Genomic DNA, 18775 nt, shown 5'->3' with positions numbered 1-18775 from the left:
TTTTAAAATTTAATATTTAAGTTTAAACCTATACTTCTCGTTGTTGGTAAATTATAATATAATAAACCTTGTGAGAAGTTACTCGTCGAATAACTTGATTCTGGATCAAAATTATCAATTTTCTTTGAAATAAAGAATAAATTTCTTCCAATCAAATTAATAGAAGCACTTTTTATAAATGCATTTTCTAGTATTTTTCCAGGTATTCTATAGGTCAATGCAATTTCACGCATTCTAAAATTCGTTTGGTCATAAATATAATTCTCTGTAATACCACTAACAGATCCCCAATATTGTTGACCTGTAATATTTGTCGTATTTTGAGTATAACCTGCACTTGGATCGGCTGGGTCATTGGCTATAACACCATCAACAACCACACCACTTTCTCTGTATTGCAATGTTCTAACTGAAGTACCACTTCCATCTAAGGCTGCATCTGTACCTGAATAAACTTGACCTCCAATTCTAAAATCAATTAAAAAACTTAATCCTAAATTCTTGTAATTAATATTATTAGTAATACCACCTACATAATCAGGTTGATAGTTTCCTAACTTCTTAAGTTCACTTTCGGCTTGAGGTCTTCCTTCACTACTCAATAATAATTTTCCAGCATCTACACCTTCTTCAACTCTCTTCCATGTTCTACCATAAATATCCCCAAATCCACCACCAACAGTTGCTTGTACTTGAACATCACCACCATTATTACCTGCGAACGAGAAATTATCGAGGTCATCAATTAATGAAACTAACTTATTTTCATTTTTTGAAATATTAGCTGAGATTACCCATTCTAAATCATCCGTTTTTACTGGAGTACCACCTATTAGAATTTCAAAACCTTTATTTGATAACTCCCCAACATTTTCTCTAAACGTACTATACCCAGTTGCTGCTGGAACCGGTACGTCAAAAATTAAGTCTTTTGATGTTATACTATAATAAGATAAATCTCCAAAAAAGCGATTGTTAAACATTTTGAATTCTAGACCAACCTCTGAAGATGTTACCTGTTCTGGTTTTAAGTCTGGACTATATTTAACAGATGGTCTTGAAATTTGCACCAAATCCAAATATCCATTTGCCGCCAAATTAAAGGTTTCTGTTAATTGGTAAACACCTGTATCATTACCTACTTGTGCCCAACTACCTCTAAACTTTAAAAAATTAATTGGAGAACTTGAAAAATCAAATGCTTGACTCGGTATAAAACTTAAACTTGCAGATGGATAAAAATAAGATCTGTTATCGGCAGACAACGTAGAAGACCAGTCATTTCTTCCTGTTAAATCTAAATATAAGTAGCTATCATAAGCGAATGAAGCTGATCCATATAATGAATTCACTTTTTTCTCTTGTAAAGGTGTATATGATTGTTGCGGATCAACTAAATTAGAAACTGTAACTCTCGTTGGCACCTTAAATCCTCTTCCACTAATTCCAATACCTTTTCTAGTTCTATATGAATGGTTACCACCAAAATTAGCTGCTATATTAAATTTATCTGATATATCCTTATTAAAAATAAATAAGAAGTCAGCATTCGTTTCCGAGATACTATTTTCGCTAATCCCTAAAGAGCCAGTTGGTTGGAAATGATGTCCCCATTGGCTAACACCATAAGTGTCGTGTTTTACAACATCTGTACCTACTCTTGCAAATGCAGATAAATAATCTGTAAATTCATAATTTATTTTGGCAAAACCATTTACACGTGTTCTGGTATCTTCATTAATATCATGATTTAAGATCCAGTATGGATTTCCTCCAGCTGAACTTGTAGAAATAACATCATAAGGTCTGTCTGGATTAACTGGATTTTCTAAATCTTGATATTTCTCCATGTCTCTAATGTCAATATTTCTTGGTATTCCATATACATATGCCATGAGACCTTCTGTACCTTGAACCACTCTATTGTTTGCATCTTGTTGAAAGTAGGTTACCTTTGCATCTAAGGTAAATTTATCTGTTAACTTAGAATAACCTCTTAAATTAAAGTTATGTCTTCTTACATCAGAGTTTGGCACAATAGCTTCTGCTTTTGTATGTGTATAAGAAAATAAAACAGATGACTTTTCTCCACCACCACTTAAAGTAACTGAGTTCGTAAATGTAGTACCTGTTCTGAAAAAATCTTTTACATTATCAGGTTGTGCTGAATACTCTCTCATTTCTCCATTATAATACAATTGTTGAGAACCATCAAATTTCGGCCCCCATGAAGAATTACTTTTAACAGCAGCTAATTGTTCTTCTAATGTACCTCCAACTGGTATTTCAGGAAAATTACCATTACTACCTCTACCATAATCATTTTGATATTCAGGTAATAATAAAGGATTTTCGAAAGTTGCACTAGATGAAATACTTACACCTAATCCAGAATTCATTTTCCCCCTTTTAGTCGTTATTATAATTACCCCATTACTGGCTCTTGAACCATATAATGCCGCTGCATTTGGTCCTTTTAATATAGACATTGATTCTATATCTTCTGGATTAATATCTGATACACCAGTACCAAAATCCGATCTAGAATACTCTCCACCACCATTACCTGCGGCAGAACCTATACCAGAGTTATCAATTGGCACACCATCAACTACATATAAAGGTTGATTATTACCTGTAATTGAATTGTTACCACGAATTACAACACGTGTACCACCGGCAGGACCAGAAGTTGATTGTGTTAACACAACACCAGCAACCTTACCTGATAAAGAATTTACTACATTGGTTTCTTTAGCAACATTTAAATCATCACTTTTCAATTCAGAAATAGCATAACCTAATGCCTTTTTCTCTCTCGAAATACCTAAGGCTGTTATTACCACTTCATCTAAAGCCTCAGCACTTTGAGCTAAAGAAAGGTTAATAACTGTTTGATTGTTTACTGTAATTTCTTGAGGAGTATATCCGATAAAAGAATATTGTAATACAGCACCTTCGGATACGTCAATGCTATACTTCCCGTCAAAATCTGAGGTTACACCATTAGATGTACCTTTCTCGATGATGTTAACACCTGGAAGCGTACTTCCATCTGCAGCATCCTTGATAGTTCCTGTTACTGTTGATTGTGCGAAGATACTATGTGAACATAATACTACAACAAAAAACAGCAGTTTTGATAAATTTTTTTTCATAAATATATTAATTTGAGTTTATTGAGTTAAAGATAATAAATTATCCTAAAATTTTACTAATAATTTCGACCAACAACATTTTTTTTCTACTTAATAACTGGATTAATATATTGTTTCTTTAATAATTCCTTGAATTTATTAATAAATGATAATAAGGAAGTTCCAAAAAAACAACATAAAAAAATTGGAATATTTTTCAAGTTCTAAATCTATTAAAATCTCAATTCTTTTTAGATAAATGTTAATACTATTTAAACCCATTCATAAGAAGTAATTTTTCATTAATACTAATACTACGTATTCAATAAAAAAATAAAATCATCAATAAATTCAGAAAATAAAAATGTTAATTGTAAAATAAAAAAAGAGTCTGATTTCTCAGACTCTTTTTAATTACTAACTCAAATAACAAACTTAACAAGAACTATATTTTAAAGCACAGATGTGGCTAAACTAGAAGTTCTACTCTCTCCATAGGAGCGTTTAATTTGTAAAAACAAGTAAAAACATAAAGGAATTGTTCTTAGTTATTTGGTCCTGCTCCATATTGAGGGTTTTCTTTATCAAACCAAAGTCTTTGTGTATTTAAAAGAACTGGGTCATTACTACCAGGAGTAAAACCTTCTTCATCTAAAGCTGCTTGTTCATTCGCATAGTTTTTACTTGACTCTAATGGTTCAGATGATTTAAATCTACGTGGTACCGTTAAATCTACACCACCAGATAAGAAAGGTTCTCTTGGCCATACAGCACTACCAGTTTTAGGTACACCTGAACGACGTGCAGTTGTCCATGTATCATGTGGTGTACCAGCATGGTTAATCAATTGTTGTATATAAACTTTTTCTAAGCCATCAGTACTTAAATCATAAGCAGGTCTTGCCAATAAAGCTGTAATTTCATTAGCTTGTAATTTAGTTGCTCCGGCTGAAGCTATACTTGCATCATCATATACAGGGTCATTGTCATAGTAAGGATATCTGTGTTCTTCAGCTATTTTGTCCATACGCATAATCGATAACTCAACACCTTTATTAAAGTATTCTTGTGCATCTCCAGCAATATTAGCACCTAATAATTTAAACTCTGCTAAATAAAGGTTGGTTTCTGCAGCACTCCCTAATATTACTTTTAGTGGTGGATAATTATCTTTTAATTCTAAGAATCTACCTCCTGGTTTTGTAGGATATGTAAAAGAAAATCTTGTACGTGTTAATCTTTCAGAAAAATCAGAAGTAGAAGTATATGTTTTCTCAACACCTCCTTCACTAATTCTATTTCTTATACCTTGACTAAAGTAAATGTCATTTTCTGACGCCAATACGGCATCAGGAGCCAATGGTACACCAAAGTATCTCACCCATGGTTCTCCTGGACCTGACCAACCTGAAAAATTACCGCTTCCATCTTTTACAACGTATTGATCTACATAAGGAGGTAAAGGTTTACCTGCATCAATAAATGCTTGTACCACTTCCCCATTAAAATCATTTTTTTCAAACAATACTCTAACTCTTGGATCTTTATTGTCTACCATAAAATCGACAAGATTTTTTGCACCGATACCTGGTTGTTGTCCATTACCTGTACCATAATATTCGATACCTTTTTGGTAAATAAAATCGTCGCCTAATTCATCCATATATCCAGCAGCTGAATTGACTACTTCTTCGACAATTTGGATCGCTCGAGCTTTATCTTTATTAACGAGCCTTGCTGCAATTCTTAATTTTAACAAATTAGCAAACTTTGCCCACTTCATATAATCACCATTATAGATTAAATCTTGAGCACCCATATCTATTTGGTCTTCTGCCATTAATAAAGGAATAGCTGCATTTAACTCCTCTAACCAAGTGTTAAAAAGTAATTCTTGATTGTCATAAATTGGCGTAATAAGAGCAGGTGTTGTATATGGTGCCATTGCCCCTTCAGAATACACCAATGAACCTGAAACATCAGTTTGGGTCATAAAAGTTTGGATAGATATAGGATAAGTCATCCCTTTCATTCCCAAACTTTGAGCTTTATCCTCTTCTGGTAATGCATCTATTTTAGACCGTATATCTCTAATATTTGCAAAAAATGTTGGGTAGGTAGAATGTCCACCTGCGTTATCCATCTCTACCATTAGTTCACTATTACCACCTCCGGCACTTGCCGTAGTAATTTGGCTCCAAGGATAGATATAATCAAAATTATTATAAAACCATATCGTATAATCATCATTATACATTTGATTGATGGTCTGTGTAACTTGAAACCTAGTATCCGCTTGAGAAAGCTCAGAAGGGTTACTGTTCTTATCTGCAAAATCATCTTTGTCACATCCTACAACAAATAGGACTGACATCGTTAATATGAATTGAAATATTTTTTTCATTTTTTTATCTATTTTATATTAAAAATCTAAAAGAATAGTCATAGTATAACTTGACAAATATGGAGCAAAAGCACGTTCTCTATATGATTCTGTACTTGATGTTCCTCTAAAACTTTCAGGGTTAATGTCATTAGGCATAGAATTGTATAAATAACCTAGATTTCTACCATTCAAACCTAAATAAAGATTAGATGCTCCTATACTGCTACTTACTGACTTTGGTAAGTTATAACCGATTGATATATTACGAACTGCAATATATTTTAATTCCGTAAACCAATCAGGGTTTACAACACCTTGTCCCCAAGAATTAATTCTGTAATTGTAATAACTTGCATGGGTAGGCTCAACATAACCTGCATCAAAAGCTTCTTGATACGTCATCCCTCCAACATCTACGCTAGATCCACTTGGAGTTGTAACCATTTGCCCATCTTCAAAAACACCATCAGGAATTATACCATCTGAGTACTCTCTTCCTTGTTCGTCTGCATGTTGAGAAGTCCAAGTTACACCACCATGTTCGGCATCTCTACCTCTTAAAGATTCTTCTAAATAACCATAAGCAGTTCCGTAACGGCTACTATAAGAAGCAATATGACCACCGTAACGTGCATCTAACAATACAGAGAAACTAAATCCTTTGTATCTAAATTCATTATTCCAAGATCCTTCAAAATCAGGTTGTATTTTACCTACTTCAGTTGCCACACCTGTTCTTTGAAAATATGCACCACGTCTTGAATCAACCCAAGTTAATAAGTTCTTTCCATTATTTGGATTATCTATTTCATTACCGTTAACGTCAGTAGCTTGGTACTCTTTGATAGCCGCATCAGACATCAATACTCCATATTCACCACCTTCATAAGCTACAGAACCAACACGGAAGTTACCATAATTGATATTACCCCCTAACGTTTTATATGCACCATAGTCAGCATGTAAGTCTTTTACTTTAGTTGTATTCTTCCAATAATTAAAGGTAGAATTCCAACTAAAATCATCTGTTCTAATTGGTGTTCCTGTTAAAGATAGTTCAATACCAGTATTGGTAAGTGTACCTACATTTGTTAACAATCCATTATAACCAGAAACTGAAGGAATAGGCACTTGACCTATTTGCTCTGTAATTGTCTCGTTATAATAAGAAAAGTCAATTCCTAAACGATTTTTAAAGAATCTAACATCAGCACCCACTTCAAACGAGTTTTTAAGTTCAGGTTTTATACTTCTATCTACTAAAACAGAATTTACAGAGTTTGTATAAGCAAAACCGCCACTTAATTCATACCTGTCACCTGAATATCCTCTGTTAATTGAATAAGGATCGGTATCACTACCCACTTGTGCCCATGATGCTCTTAATTTACCAAAACTAACCCATTTTGGCATTTCAAAAGTTTGGTTAAAAATCCATGATGTTGATACTGAAGGGTAAAAATAAGAATTATTACCTGTACCGTCTGTATATACTAAAGCAGATGACCAGTCATTTCTACCTGTTACCGTTAGGTATAATTGCTCTTTATAAGACAAATCTGCCATAAAATAAGCTGAATTAATTTGTTTGGTAGCATAAATTCCACCGTCTGACTGAAGTGTTTTCTTTGAGTTCCCCAAATAGAATCTACCCGGAACAATCAATCCACCATCAGTGTTTACTCTGGTATTAGACTTTTCTTGATCCCAAATTTCACCACCAAGCAATAAACTACCTTTTAGATCTTCATTAAATTCTTTAGTGAAATTAAAAGTTAATTTACCTGTTTTACTCACATCATCAGCATGACTTAATTGATAATAACCACCTTCCATAGCATAACCACTACCTAAATCCTTTTGTTCATATTTAGTAGTATAAAAGTTCATATTACCTTCTGCAGTAATCGTAAGCCAATCTGCAACAGTAGCTGTTAAACGTACTATAGGTCTAGTCACTTGCTCTTTTCTTTCTTGGTTATTTTTTTCATAAGAAAACCATAAACCTCTATTTGGTGCATTTGCGAACTCATCACCATAAGCGGCATTAGTAACACCTCCATGAGAAGCTAACCAATATTGCTCTTGTTGATACTTTTCCGTATTGTAAGTTCTTTCAAAAGTACCATCAAAGAAACTCTGAGAAATATCATTTCTAGGGTTTTTAGAGATAGATGTAGTATATGATACACTTGCATTGGCTGTTAACCAAGATGCTAAGTTATATGAACCAGAAAATAACATTGAATTTCTCTCAAATTTATTGTTTGGCAATGTTCCAGTTCTTGTATTATAAGAATCTGATAAGTAAAAATTACCTTTTTCATTACCACCACTCAATGATACAGAAGTATTTGAATTAAACCCATCATCATAGGCATCTTTCATATTATTCGTATTGGCACTATAAGGTATTACATTTCCATCATAGTCAATTATTGGTTGACCATCAAATTTAGGTCCATAACTTAGTCCACCACCTGCATGATTAATTAATGTTCTATCTCCATCATCATTATAATAAAATTGTTCCGTATCATAACTGAAATAATCACCGTTAGTATCCTTATTACCATAGCCAATATACCCTGCTAAAGTACCAGGTCCATATTCATTTTGTAATGCTGGTTGTTTATATACATGGTCAACACCAAAAGATTGTTTTACAGAAATGCCTAAACCTTTTGACCCTGCACCATCTTTAGTTTCAATTAAAACAACACCATTAATACCTCTTGAACCATACAACGCTGTGGCAGCGGCTCCTTTTAATACAGAAACACTAGCATAGTCATCAGGATTTAGGTTTTTAAGAATATTACCATAATCATTTGAACTACCATTCCAGTCTGCACTCTCATTGGAAGTACCATTTTCTAAAATAACACCATCTATTACAAATATAGGCTGGTTGTTACTAGAGTTTAAAGTTGACACTCCACGTACCTGTATTTTAGAGTTACCAAAAAGACCACCATCAGAGCTACCAATACTAACACCAGAAACTTGGCCTTGTAAAGCTTGTACCGGGTTAACGGTATTCGTTTTTGACAATTCTTCACCTTTCAATTCTGTCATAGAATAACCAAGAGACTTCACTTCTCTCTTGATTCCTAATGCAGTAATTACCACTTCGTCAAGTGCCTCGGCACTTTCAGCTAAAATGATATTAATTGTAGTTTGTCCATTTACAACAACTTCTTTTGGTGTATAACCAATAAAAGAAAAATGTAAAGTGGCTCCTTCAGCAACATCTATACTGTAATTACCATCAAAATCGGAGGTAATACCATTGGTTGTGCCTTTTTCAATTATGTTTACACCAGGAAGGGTTTCGCCACCTGCTGCATCTGTAATTGTTCCTGTCACTGTTGTTTGTGCTAAGATACTATGCGAACATAATACTATAGTAAAAAACAACAGCTTAAATAAAATTTGTTTCATAAAAATATATTTTGAGTTTATGAATACAAAGTTAAAGTTATCATAAAACTCAACTAATAATTTCGACTAACAACCAGCAGAAATAGTTCAATAACTATAGAAATAAGATGTCTTTTTTAGTAAGATAATTTAACACCATTTATTAGGAATTCTTATATGTAGAAAGAACTCAATTAAACTTAAATTTATTGAATAATAATTGTCATAAGTATTTATATGAATTGTAATCTTAGACCTGATTTTAGCACAATAAGGAAAACTAAATTACAATAAAATTAAAGCAGACTATTAAACACGTTCATGATTTTGATATATGCTAACCTAAAACTATTCCACAATTATTTCATCTGCAAAAATCCAACTTGGTAGCCCAGCAGCATGATGCCAATACGGAGCTGTATTCATATTCTCAGCCTTTATTTTAATATAACGAGCAGCAACTTTTGGGAAAGTAAATTCAAAATATTTGATGTCATTTATTTTGCTAGTTTTACTTAAGGGCTCATCATTGACCAAGACACCTAACTTCTTGAATGTTTTGTTATCATTTGAGTAATAATAACTAACATTTAAAGGATAAAAAACAACATGATTTGTAACTTGTAAAAATGCTGTAGAAATAGAACTTATGGTTTGTATGGAATCTAAGTCTATAACCGCTTCTAAATGATTGCCTTCGAAGCCTAACCAATTGGCATAAAAATTATTACCACCAAGAGCTCCATCGGTTAATACCTGTGGGTTTTCATTAGCATACTTTTTAGGCTTGGTGAGTAAGGTTACTTTTTTGCCTTTGGCTATATTAGGTTTTATGGCGACTTCAATTGTTTTTTTATAAGAATTATAATATTCTTCTACTGTAAAGCCCATTTCATTCATTAAGTTAATATCAGCAGCCTTACACGTTTTGTAAAAGTCTTCCAATTTTTCTTTAATAAACACATTGGCACTGTTGGGATTTTCTTGAGATACTAAGGAAAGTTGTGAATTAAGATTCTGTTTAGCAGCTTCTAAAATAGCATAATCAGTACTTAATCTAGCTTCTTTTACCCTTTTTAATACTTCAGGTTTTGTAGCCACAGCTTTTTCCGCAGCATCAAAATATCCTTTATAAATCTCTAATAATTCAGGATTCAAATAAGAATCAAAAGCCTGTGAGGGATCTCCATAAAGAAATAAGAAAAAATCAGGATGTTTTTTAAGTTCCGCATGAATTAAATCGACATATTTTTTAACATACACTCCTGCCTCTTCATAATAACCATCTGTAAATTCAGTAATTAAACTATCAACATCTAAATCAGGATTCCATAATAATTTTGCCGTAATATATGAGCGTAATTCAAATAACTCACTTGGGTTATTACTATGTTGTTCAAAAACCCATTTTGCATTATTATCTCTGAATAATTGAACATTAGGTTGTAAGGTGTTCATATTTGGAAATGGAGCCAAAAAATTAGTGAATTGTGTGGTATAATCCCAAATACGGATATTATCTGTCAACTTACTCCATCCCATTAAATCTTCCGTAAAATCATTGCACTTTTCTGTAATTGGAGCACTTCTATCACACTCTATGGAACATAGTGTAATCAATACATTTTCTCTTGGTTTAGTTTTACAAGGCTTTCTAGTATGTTGATACGCCAATGTTGATATTTGCTTATCTGGGAAATTTTCAGCAATTTTATTTACAAACAAAATCAACGAACCAGCTGGACTCCCCTCTTCTTCATCAATTTTTGAACAATTTTCACATTGACAATATTGTGTATTGTCATCTTGACTTACGGATACAACTTTCGCTAAGGGGTTTTTCTTAAATAAAGAAGCCACAGAATCTTTTACTATATTATATACATCAATATTCGTCAAACATAATTGTGTAGGCAATCTCTTATTCTCTCTTAACGCAAAATATTCAGAATGTTCTTTGTAAAATTTTTCTTCAGGAATAAATTTATGAAAAGTATGGACTCTTGCATCTGACACATAAGTAGGAAAAGCTTCTGTAGTAACTTTTAATTTGTCAGCAAATTCATCGTTCTCATAAAATAATCTTGAATGTACCGTTCTTGTAGTAATTTCTGGCTTATAATTATAACTAATAGTATCGGGTATCGAAATTGTATTTTGCGAAGGAATTTTCTCTACAATTGGTGAAAACCATTTGACACCCAAATAATCCTCTATAAAAATATAAACAGCATTCTGTAATGCGTTATCAGACCCTCCAGAAATAAAAATGTTTTTATCTTTTAGTTGGATACTCACTTCATGTGGAGTCAAACTCAAATCATTAAGACCGCCTACATATACTTTATGACTTTTTTTATTTTGAGACCCCTCATCTACTAGTTTGATATCCGTTCCTGCAATTTTGTCTATATATTTTTTAAGTATTGCTGCTGATTGATATACACTTTCAGATGTTTTTCCAATATAAACAATTTCATAAGCTGTTGTTCCATTAGTTGTCAATTTGATATTACTATCAGAACATGAAATAAAAACATTACTAAATAGTAAGCAAAATATTCCAATGCTTATAACTTTTGTTTTTATCCGAAATTTGTTAATTCTGTTTGAAAAAGTCATAGTTTATATTTAAATATCCACTTTCAAATATAATTTAGACTTCTATAAATCAATAATCTAATCGACAAACAACAACTATGAACTTATAAATAGTAGATTATCTAATAATAAAAAGAATTTTACACTGTATTCTTTGTGCTACTCCAGTAAAAACTTTAATCTAAAGCCATTTACCAACTCAAAATGATTGATAAAATATCCTTTATGCTCTTCTCCATTTAATAAAATTTCTTCGATATTTCCAGATCCTTCTTTTTCAATTACCAGTACTCTACCTTTATAATATTTAGGATTTAATTCAATGGTAATTTTATCAAAAACAGGTGTAGTTAATGTATACATTGGATCCGCAGGACTTACTGGATAAATACCCATCATGGTATAAATAATCCAAGCAGACATGGTACCTGTATCATCATTACCTGGCAAGCCATCTGGTGTGTTCTTAAAATAAGATCTTCTTAGAGCATTCACCATATTTTGCGTACGCCATTCTTCTCCCTTTACATAATTAAATAAATATGGATAGGCTATATCTGGTTCGTTAGCCATATCAAAATGTCCTTTATCAAATACTTCTTGTAATTGCGTTGTAAATGCTCGCTTACCGCCCATTAGTCTTATTAAATAATCAGCATCATGACTTACCATAAAAGAATACTGCCAAGAATTACCTTCTATAAAACCAACATTTTTTGTAAAGTTTGCACCTGCTAATGGGTCAAAAGGACTGTACCATGTTCCATCATCATTTTTAGGCCTTAACAAATTATAATCTTTATCAAATAGATTTCTATATGAAGTTGAACGTTCTCTAAATCGTTCTTCATCATCTTTTTTTCCAAGTACTTGAGCTAATTGAGCAATTGCAAAATCAGAAATATTATATTCTTGTGTTGTAGACACTGAACCCGCATCTGAACTTGTTAGGTATCCTTTTTCAATATATTTTTTTAAACCCGGCCTTAACGGATTGCTATCAATTTGATCTGCACTTTTCACCATCGCTTCATATGCCTTCTCTATGTCAAAATTACGAATACCACGAAGATAAGTATCTGCCAAAACAATTCCTGCAGGATCGCCAACCATTGTAGTCGTTTCTGTAGCATTTAATTCCCATTTCGGCAACCAACCGCTTTCGTCATAAATATCAAGCATACTATTTACCATGTTTAGCTGTTGCTCTGGATAAACTAACGACATTAATGAATGTAAATTTCTATAGGTATCCCAAAGTGAAAAAACAGTATAGCGAGTACCATCCGTTTTTAAGGTCTCTCTAGTACTCATTTTAGGATATTCACCATTGTAATCATTCAATGTATTGGGATGAATAAGCGTATGATATAAGGCCGTGTAAAATACCGTTTTATCATCTTTTGTTCCACCTTCAACTGAAATTTTAGAAAGTAAATCATTCCATTCCAATTCTGTTTTATGATAAATTTCTAAAAATGTTAAATTTGAAGTTTCTCTTTCTAAATTTTCTCTAGCATTTTCAATACTAACATAAGAAACCCCTACTTTCAGCTCCACTTTTGTCGGCTTATCAAAATTATATGAAAAATAGCCACCAATACTATCTCCCATTACTTCTTTATAATAATTTTTATAAAACCGATCCTTTCCGTTATACCCCATCCATTCTGATTCAACGCCAGATTCCTTTCTTGTTTTTTTCCAAACTCCAAATTCGTCACTTTTAACATTCACTTGTGCGACAAAATACACAGGATACGTCTCTTCTGGTTTGTAATAACAAAATCCACCAACCGTTCTTATACCTTCAATTTCTGTTGGAGATACTACTTTAATCATGGCTCCTTGCTCATTTGTTAAGCCCAAACCTAAATTCAGTAAAATATTTGCTTTACCAGCGGGGAAACTATATCTACTTACTCCAACTCTAGTAGTTGCTGTTGTTTCCACATTAATACTCGACTTATCTAAAGTGGTGCTATAATAACCTGCTTTGGCTATTTCATCTTTATAGGTAGTGCCATATTTTAAATGGTCTATTTCTAACTCACCAGTAGTAGGCATAGAAATAATAACACCAAGGTCAGGACAACCCACACCACTTAAATTTACATGAGAAAATCCCGTTAGGAATTCATTTTCATGTACATATGGATTGGATAACCACCGGCTATCTTTTTCGTTTTTATTTTGTTTGCCAGCTACATTAAAAGGAGAGACACTTACCATACCTCTTGGAGCAATAGCACCAGGATTTGTAGCTCCAAAATTTGAAGTACCAATAAAAGGATTTACATAATCTACGGCACGTTGTGCAATAGACGAAAAACTAATAAAAAAACTTATGGTAAAAAATAATAATATTTTGGTATTGAACAATTTAATTAAGGGGAGCATTATTTTTTCTTATTATCTGCAATTGTGCAGGTTAGCATTTAATTTTCCGCAAAAGTATCAAAATAAATCAATCTTTATTGACGAATTATTATGCAGTTATTAACAACATTATACAAAGCTGACAATCAACTATTCTAACACAACAATTTAATGTTATATATACATTTCTTTTCCCTCATCAGGTTTTGCTTTTTTATCATTTTCTGATGTTGCTTCTTTTTGAGGAACAACCTTTGGTTCTTTGATTAATAAATCCATAATAGCACTAGATAAATATTCAATAATATCAGAAGCTATAAATGTTTCATAAACTTTTATCTTCATTGCTAATTCAGCTGTTTTTCCATGCAAATACACACCCATTTTGGCAGCTTCAAATGGATGGTAATTTTGAGCAATTAAACCTGTAATTATTCCCGTTAACACATCTCCACTACCCGCCGTTGATAATGCAGGATTTCCTGTAGAATTAAAAAACAATGAACCTTCATGAGCAATAGCTGAATAGGCTCCTTTTAGTACTATTATAATCTTATGTTTTTTAGATAATGAACGTAGTTTTTTTAATTTATCATAATCATTTTTCCATTTCCCTACTAATCTTTCAAATTCTTTCGGATGTGGAGTTAAAACAGAATTTTCTGGTACTAATTTTAGTAATTCTTTATTTTTTGAAATAATGTTTAAAGCATCTGCATCTAATACCAACGGCACTTTATTTTTATTTAAAAATTTTGTAAATCCTTTAACCGTCTCTATATGGGTACCCATACCAACTCCAATACCTATAACCGATGCATTAACCTTTATATTAAAATTTTGCATTTCATTTTCGGCATCCACTTCTACCATTATTTCAGGAACTGAAGTTTGTATAATTTGATACCCACATTGTGGAATATGAGCAGTAACTAAACCGCTACCAATAGATATTGCGGCCCTTGTAGACAATGTAACAGCTCCCATTTTACCATAGCTTCCTCCAATGATTACAGCATGACCAAATTCACCTTTATGAGAAAACTTCTCTCTAAAACGATACATTGGTTTAATATCTTGTTTATACAGGAGGTAATTATCAGTTTTGGCGTTGTAAATATATTCGGCATCCAAACCTATATCAAGTACTTCCCAAGTTTTAGTATAATAACGATTCTCTGGTAATAAAAATGCTAATTTGGGAGTTTGAAAAGTTAATGTATGATAAGCCATTACAACAGATACAGTATCAGTTACAGATTTTTCTGCATATAAACCAGACGGGAAATCTATGGATAACACAAAGGCATTTGAAGCGTTTATATGCTCAATAACTTTTTTAATTAAATTTTCTGGTTTTCTACTTAAACCTAACCCAAAAATAGCGTCTACCACCATGTCATTTTCTGACACTGCTGGAAGTTCACTTTCACAAGTAATCATCTCTGCCCAAACACCAATTTCTTTTAGTCTGTCGTAGTTCTTAAGAAAGACTTCCGAACGATCATTACCACAATTAATAATATGTGTTTTAACGTTGTATCCATATTGTTTTAAATGTCTCGCAATTACCAATCCATCACCACCATTGTTACCTGTACCACAAAATATTTGTATGGTTATCGGATCTCCTTGAAGTCGATCATGAATCCATTGAAAACACAACGTACCTACATGTTCCATTAGGTCGATAAAACTAATGTCATTTTTTTTTACCGTTGCGGTATCAGCTGCGTATAATTGTTTTACAGAAAGAATTTTTGGCATATTTTTATTGTCTTATATGCTATAAAATTAAACAACATTTTCTAATTTAGAATTAGAAAATGTTGTTTAATTAAAAAATACAATAAAAACGTAATTGTTATGGTCTTAATTCCAGAATACAGAATACAATAAGACTAATATAATCATAATTACAAATGCACCAATATTAAAGACGGGACTCGTTTTAAATAAGCCCTTCTTAATATCTATACCTTTTTCATCATTTTTGCCATGATGTTGTATTAAACTGGCTATAATTATAACTACCATCGTTAATATAAATGTATATCCCATTTGATCCATAAAAGGAACATCAACAAATAAAGAACTTGTTGACCATCCATTCGGACCAACTTTAAAATACATAGCAATAGGAATGGAAGATAATGCACCAATAATGGCCGCTTTATTTGTTGTTTTTTTCCAGAATAAACCTAACATAAATACTGCTAAAATACCAGGACTAACAATACCCGTATATTCTTGGATAAATTGGAATGCTTGATCTAAATTACCCAATTGTGGAGCTAAAAGTGCTGCAATAAGTAAAGCAACTCCTGCAGATATTCTTCCCATACCTACCGTACTTTTATCATCTGCATTTTTATTGATATACTGTTTGTAGATGTCCATTGTAAAAATGGTTGACGTTGAATTTAACATCGAAGCTAATGATGATACGATTGCAGCTGCTAATGCGGCAAAGGCAACTCCTTTGAGACCCGTTGGTAAAAATTGTAATAACCATGGATATGCTTTATCGGCTTGTTCTAAAGAGGGTAAGTTCTTTAATCCGGCATCACCAAGACTTGCCATAATTTCTGGGTCATTGATCATTACATAGGCTGCAATACCTGGAATGACTACAATTAAGGGAATTAAAAGCTTTAAAAAAGCAGCTAATAATATTCCTTTTTGAGCTTCTTTTAATGATTTAGCGGCTAATGTTCTTTGAATAATGTATTGGTTAAAACCCCAATAATATAAATTGGCAACCCACATACCTCCAACCAAAACAGCAATACCTGGTAAGTTTTTAAATTCAGGATTTGATTTATCTAAGATCATCGCAAAACGATCAGGTACTTCTTCATAAACTCTGGTAAGTCCCGCTAAAAAACCGTTTCCACCAGAAACTGTATCCAAGGCTAAATAAGTAGTCACCAAGCCTCCTAATATTAAAAATACGACTTGTATTACATCTGTCCATGCTACAGCAGATAATCCACCGTAAAGTGAATAGGCAGCCGCAAAAAGTGCAAGTCCCAACACACCATAAACCATAGGTACGCCCATAATCGTTTCTAAGGCTAAAGCTCCTAAATACAACACTGTCGTTAAGTTGACAAACACATATAAAGCAATCCAAAATACCGCTAAAATGGTCTTAAGATTGGTAGAATACCTTTTTTCTACAAATTCGGGAATGGTATACAGACCCTTTTCAATAAAAATAGGTAAGAAATATTTACCCACAATTAATAAGGTCAATGCGGCCATCCATTCGTATGAGGCAATAGCCAATCCAGAAGCAAATCCTGATCCTGACATCCCTATAAATTGTTCTGCGGAGATATTCGCAGCTATCAAAGAAGCTCCAATTGCCCACCATGGCAATGACTTACTCGCCAAAAAATAATCCTCAGCGTTCTTTTGATGTCCTTTTTTATCGCGTGATACCCATAAACCTACTCCTAAAATAAGTAGTGCATAGGTTATAAATATAAAATAATCCCAAAATCCGAAATGTGCTGTCATAATTGTATTAATAGTGATTAGTTAATTGATATACAAATATCGTTTATTTAAAAAAATGTCGCAATATATTGCCTCCATTTTTAAAGGTAATTTTACTTAAAAGTAATCGGCTGAATCCATGCTTTTTCAAATTCATTTTCATCAAAGAAATTAATATTTGTTTTGGTTGAAACAACTCGAGCTCTTATAAATAAATAATCTTCATTTAAAACTAATGAAGCTTCTAAACCATTGACTGCTTTAATAATCTTTGTTTTATTATCTGACGCAGTAACACCAATGAATTCAATCTTGTAATTCACATTAGGCTCTTCTTTTACTTTTATGTGCCATTCATTGTTTTCTCGAGATAACTCTTCCAATTGAACACCTGTAGTTGCATAAAAATCACCGACTTCCATTGCCGTAATAATATTTTCTGGCTTTAAACTATCTGATTGAACCATTACCCATCCCCTACCTGCATTACTATATTTTTTTGAGAATTGGTGGTATTGGTGACTGTCATCTGAGGCTATACCATAAAGCAATGGTTTGTTTTCTTGTACATATGCCGTATTTACAACATCCCAAATTTGTTCCGTACTTAAATGCGTTGAATCGCCTTCATTATGAACAGCGGGATGACCATTATAAACTTCGAAAAATTGCACATTATTTAATTGTACAAAATCATCGGCCGTTAAGGAAAATCCAAAATTTGGATGATTAATATGCGGCATAATGGGTACGTTCATTTCTTTTCTTTGAGCGAGAATAGCATCTATATTCTTTTGAATTATAGCTACTTTTGAATCGCCCTTTAAGGGTTTAATTACTTTCTGAATATTTGTGGCATTGATATGAATATGCTTCCCTTCAAATCCAGTTGTTATTTCCTCAGAAGGAATCATTATAAAACTTTCATCCTCAAAAAGTGACTTATATTCTTGTAGTGTTTTTAATTTGACCTGTATGTTATCTGCACTGTCTAACTTATGCTCCACCCAATCTTCCCCAAATTTGTTTAGGTAATTTTTAAATCCTTTTTGCAGATGTTCTTTCTTAGATATCGTAATCCATTTATCGCCTTCATTTAAGGTGTTATGATCAGAAAGTACCGTAAAATCATATGAATTGGTTTTATACCAATCCATTATCATTTCTGGAAAATCGTCGCCATCACTCCAATAGGAATGGGCATGCAAATTCCCTTTCAACCACTTCTTCGTTGGTTTTTCTTTTGGTGTACATGACACCATGCACACTAAAATTAACAAGGTAATAAGTTTACAAATTGTAGCAGTAATTTTCATAAGGGGTCGGTTTATTTTTAGAACGTCTA

The 18775-nt window shown here is 32.6% G+C and carries 8 protein-coding genes; all 8 read right to left on the bottom strand.

The genetic code is table 11. From position 1 onward, the window contains the following. Positions 1-2 precede the first annotated feature (2 nt). Positions 3-3158, bottom strand: a complete 3156-nt coding sequence (locus tag D3P13_RS06720) for a SusC/RagA family TonB-linked outer membrane protein (RefSeq protein ID WP_117880550.1) — start codon at positions 3156-3158, stop codon at positions 3-5. 523 nt (positions 3159-3681) lie between these two features. Further along, positions 3682-5541: a SusD/RagB family nutrient-binding outer membrane lipoprotein gene (locus D3P13_RS06715; RefSeq protein WP_117880549.1), complete on the bottom strand. Its 1860-nt coding sequence runs from the start codon at positions 5539-5541 to the stop codon at positions 3682-3684. A gap of 18 nt (positions 5542-5559) precedes the next feature. After that, entirely contained in the window at positions 5560-8967 is a 3408-nt protein-coding gene (locus D3P13_RS06710) for a SusC/RagA family TonB-linked outer membrane protein (RefSeq protein ID WP_117880548.1), read from the bottom strand. Positions 8968-9294: 327 nt separating this feature from the next. Continuing rightward, entirely contained in the window at positions 9295-11568 is a 2274-nt protein-coding gene (locus tag D3P13_RS06705; protein ID WP_117880547.1) for a DUF4838 domain-containing protein, read from the bottom strand. Positions 11569-11706: 138 nt separating this feature from the next. After that, positions 11707-13947 (bottom strand): GH92 family glycosyl hydrolase, encoded by a 2241-nt coding sequence (locus D3P13_RS06700; protein ID WP_117880546.1) that lies wholly within the window; start codon positions 13945-13947, stop codon positions 11707-11709. Positions 13948-14100: 153 nt separating this feature from the next. Further along, entirely contained in the window at positions 14101-15693 is a 1593-nt protein-coding gene (locus D3P13_RS06695) for an NAD(P)H-hydrate dehydratase (protein WP_117880545.1), read from the bottom strand. A gap of 105 nt (positions 15694-15798) precedes the next feature. Beyond that, positions 15799-17451, bottom strand: coding sequence for a sodium/sugar symporter (locus tag D3P13_RS06690; RefSeq protein ID WP_117880544.1), 1653 nt, complete (start codon positions 17449-17451; stop codon positions 15799-15801). Between the two features lie 92 nt (positions 17452-17543). After that, complete coding sequence (locus tag D3P13_RS06685) at positions 17544-18746, bottom strand: PHP domain-containing protein (protein ID WP_198679984.1); 1203 nt, start codon at positions 18744-18746, stop codon at positions 17544-17546. Between the last annotated feature and the right edge of the window lie 29 nt (positions 18747-18775).

It is taken from the genome of Aureibaculum luteum (genome assembly GCF_003449015.1).
In the GTDB taxonomy this organism is placed as follows: Bacteria; Bacteroidota; Bacteroidia; order Flavobacteriales; family Flavobacteriaceae; genus Aureibaculum; species Aureibaculum luteum.
This window is presented reverse-complemented; position numbering and strand designations above follow the sequence as displayed.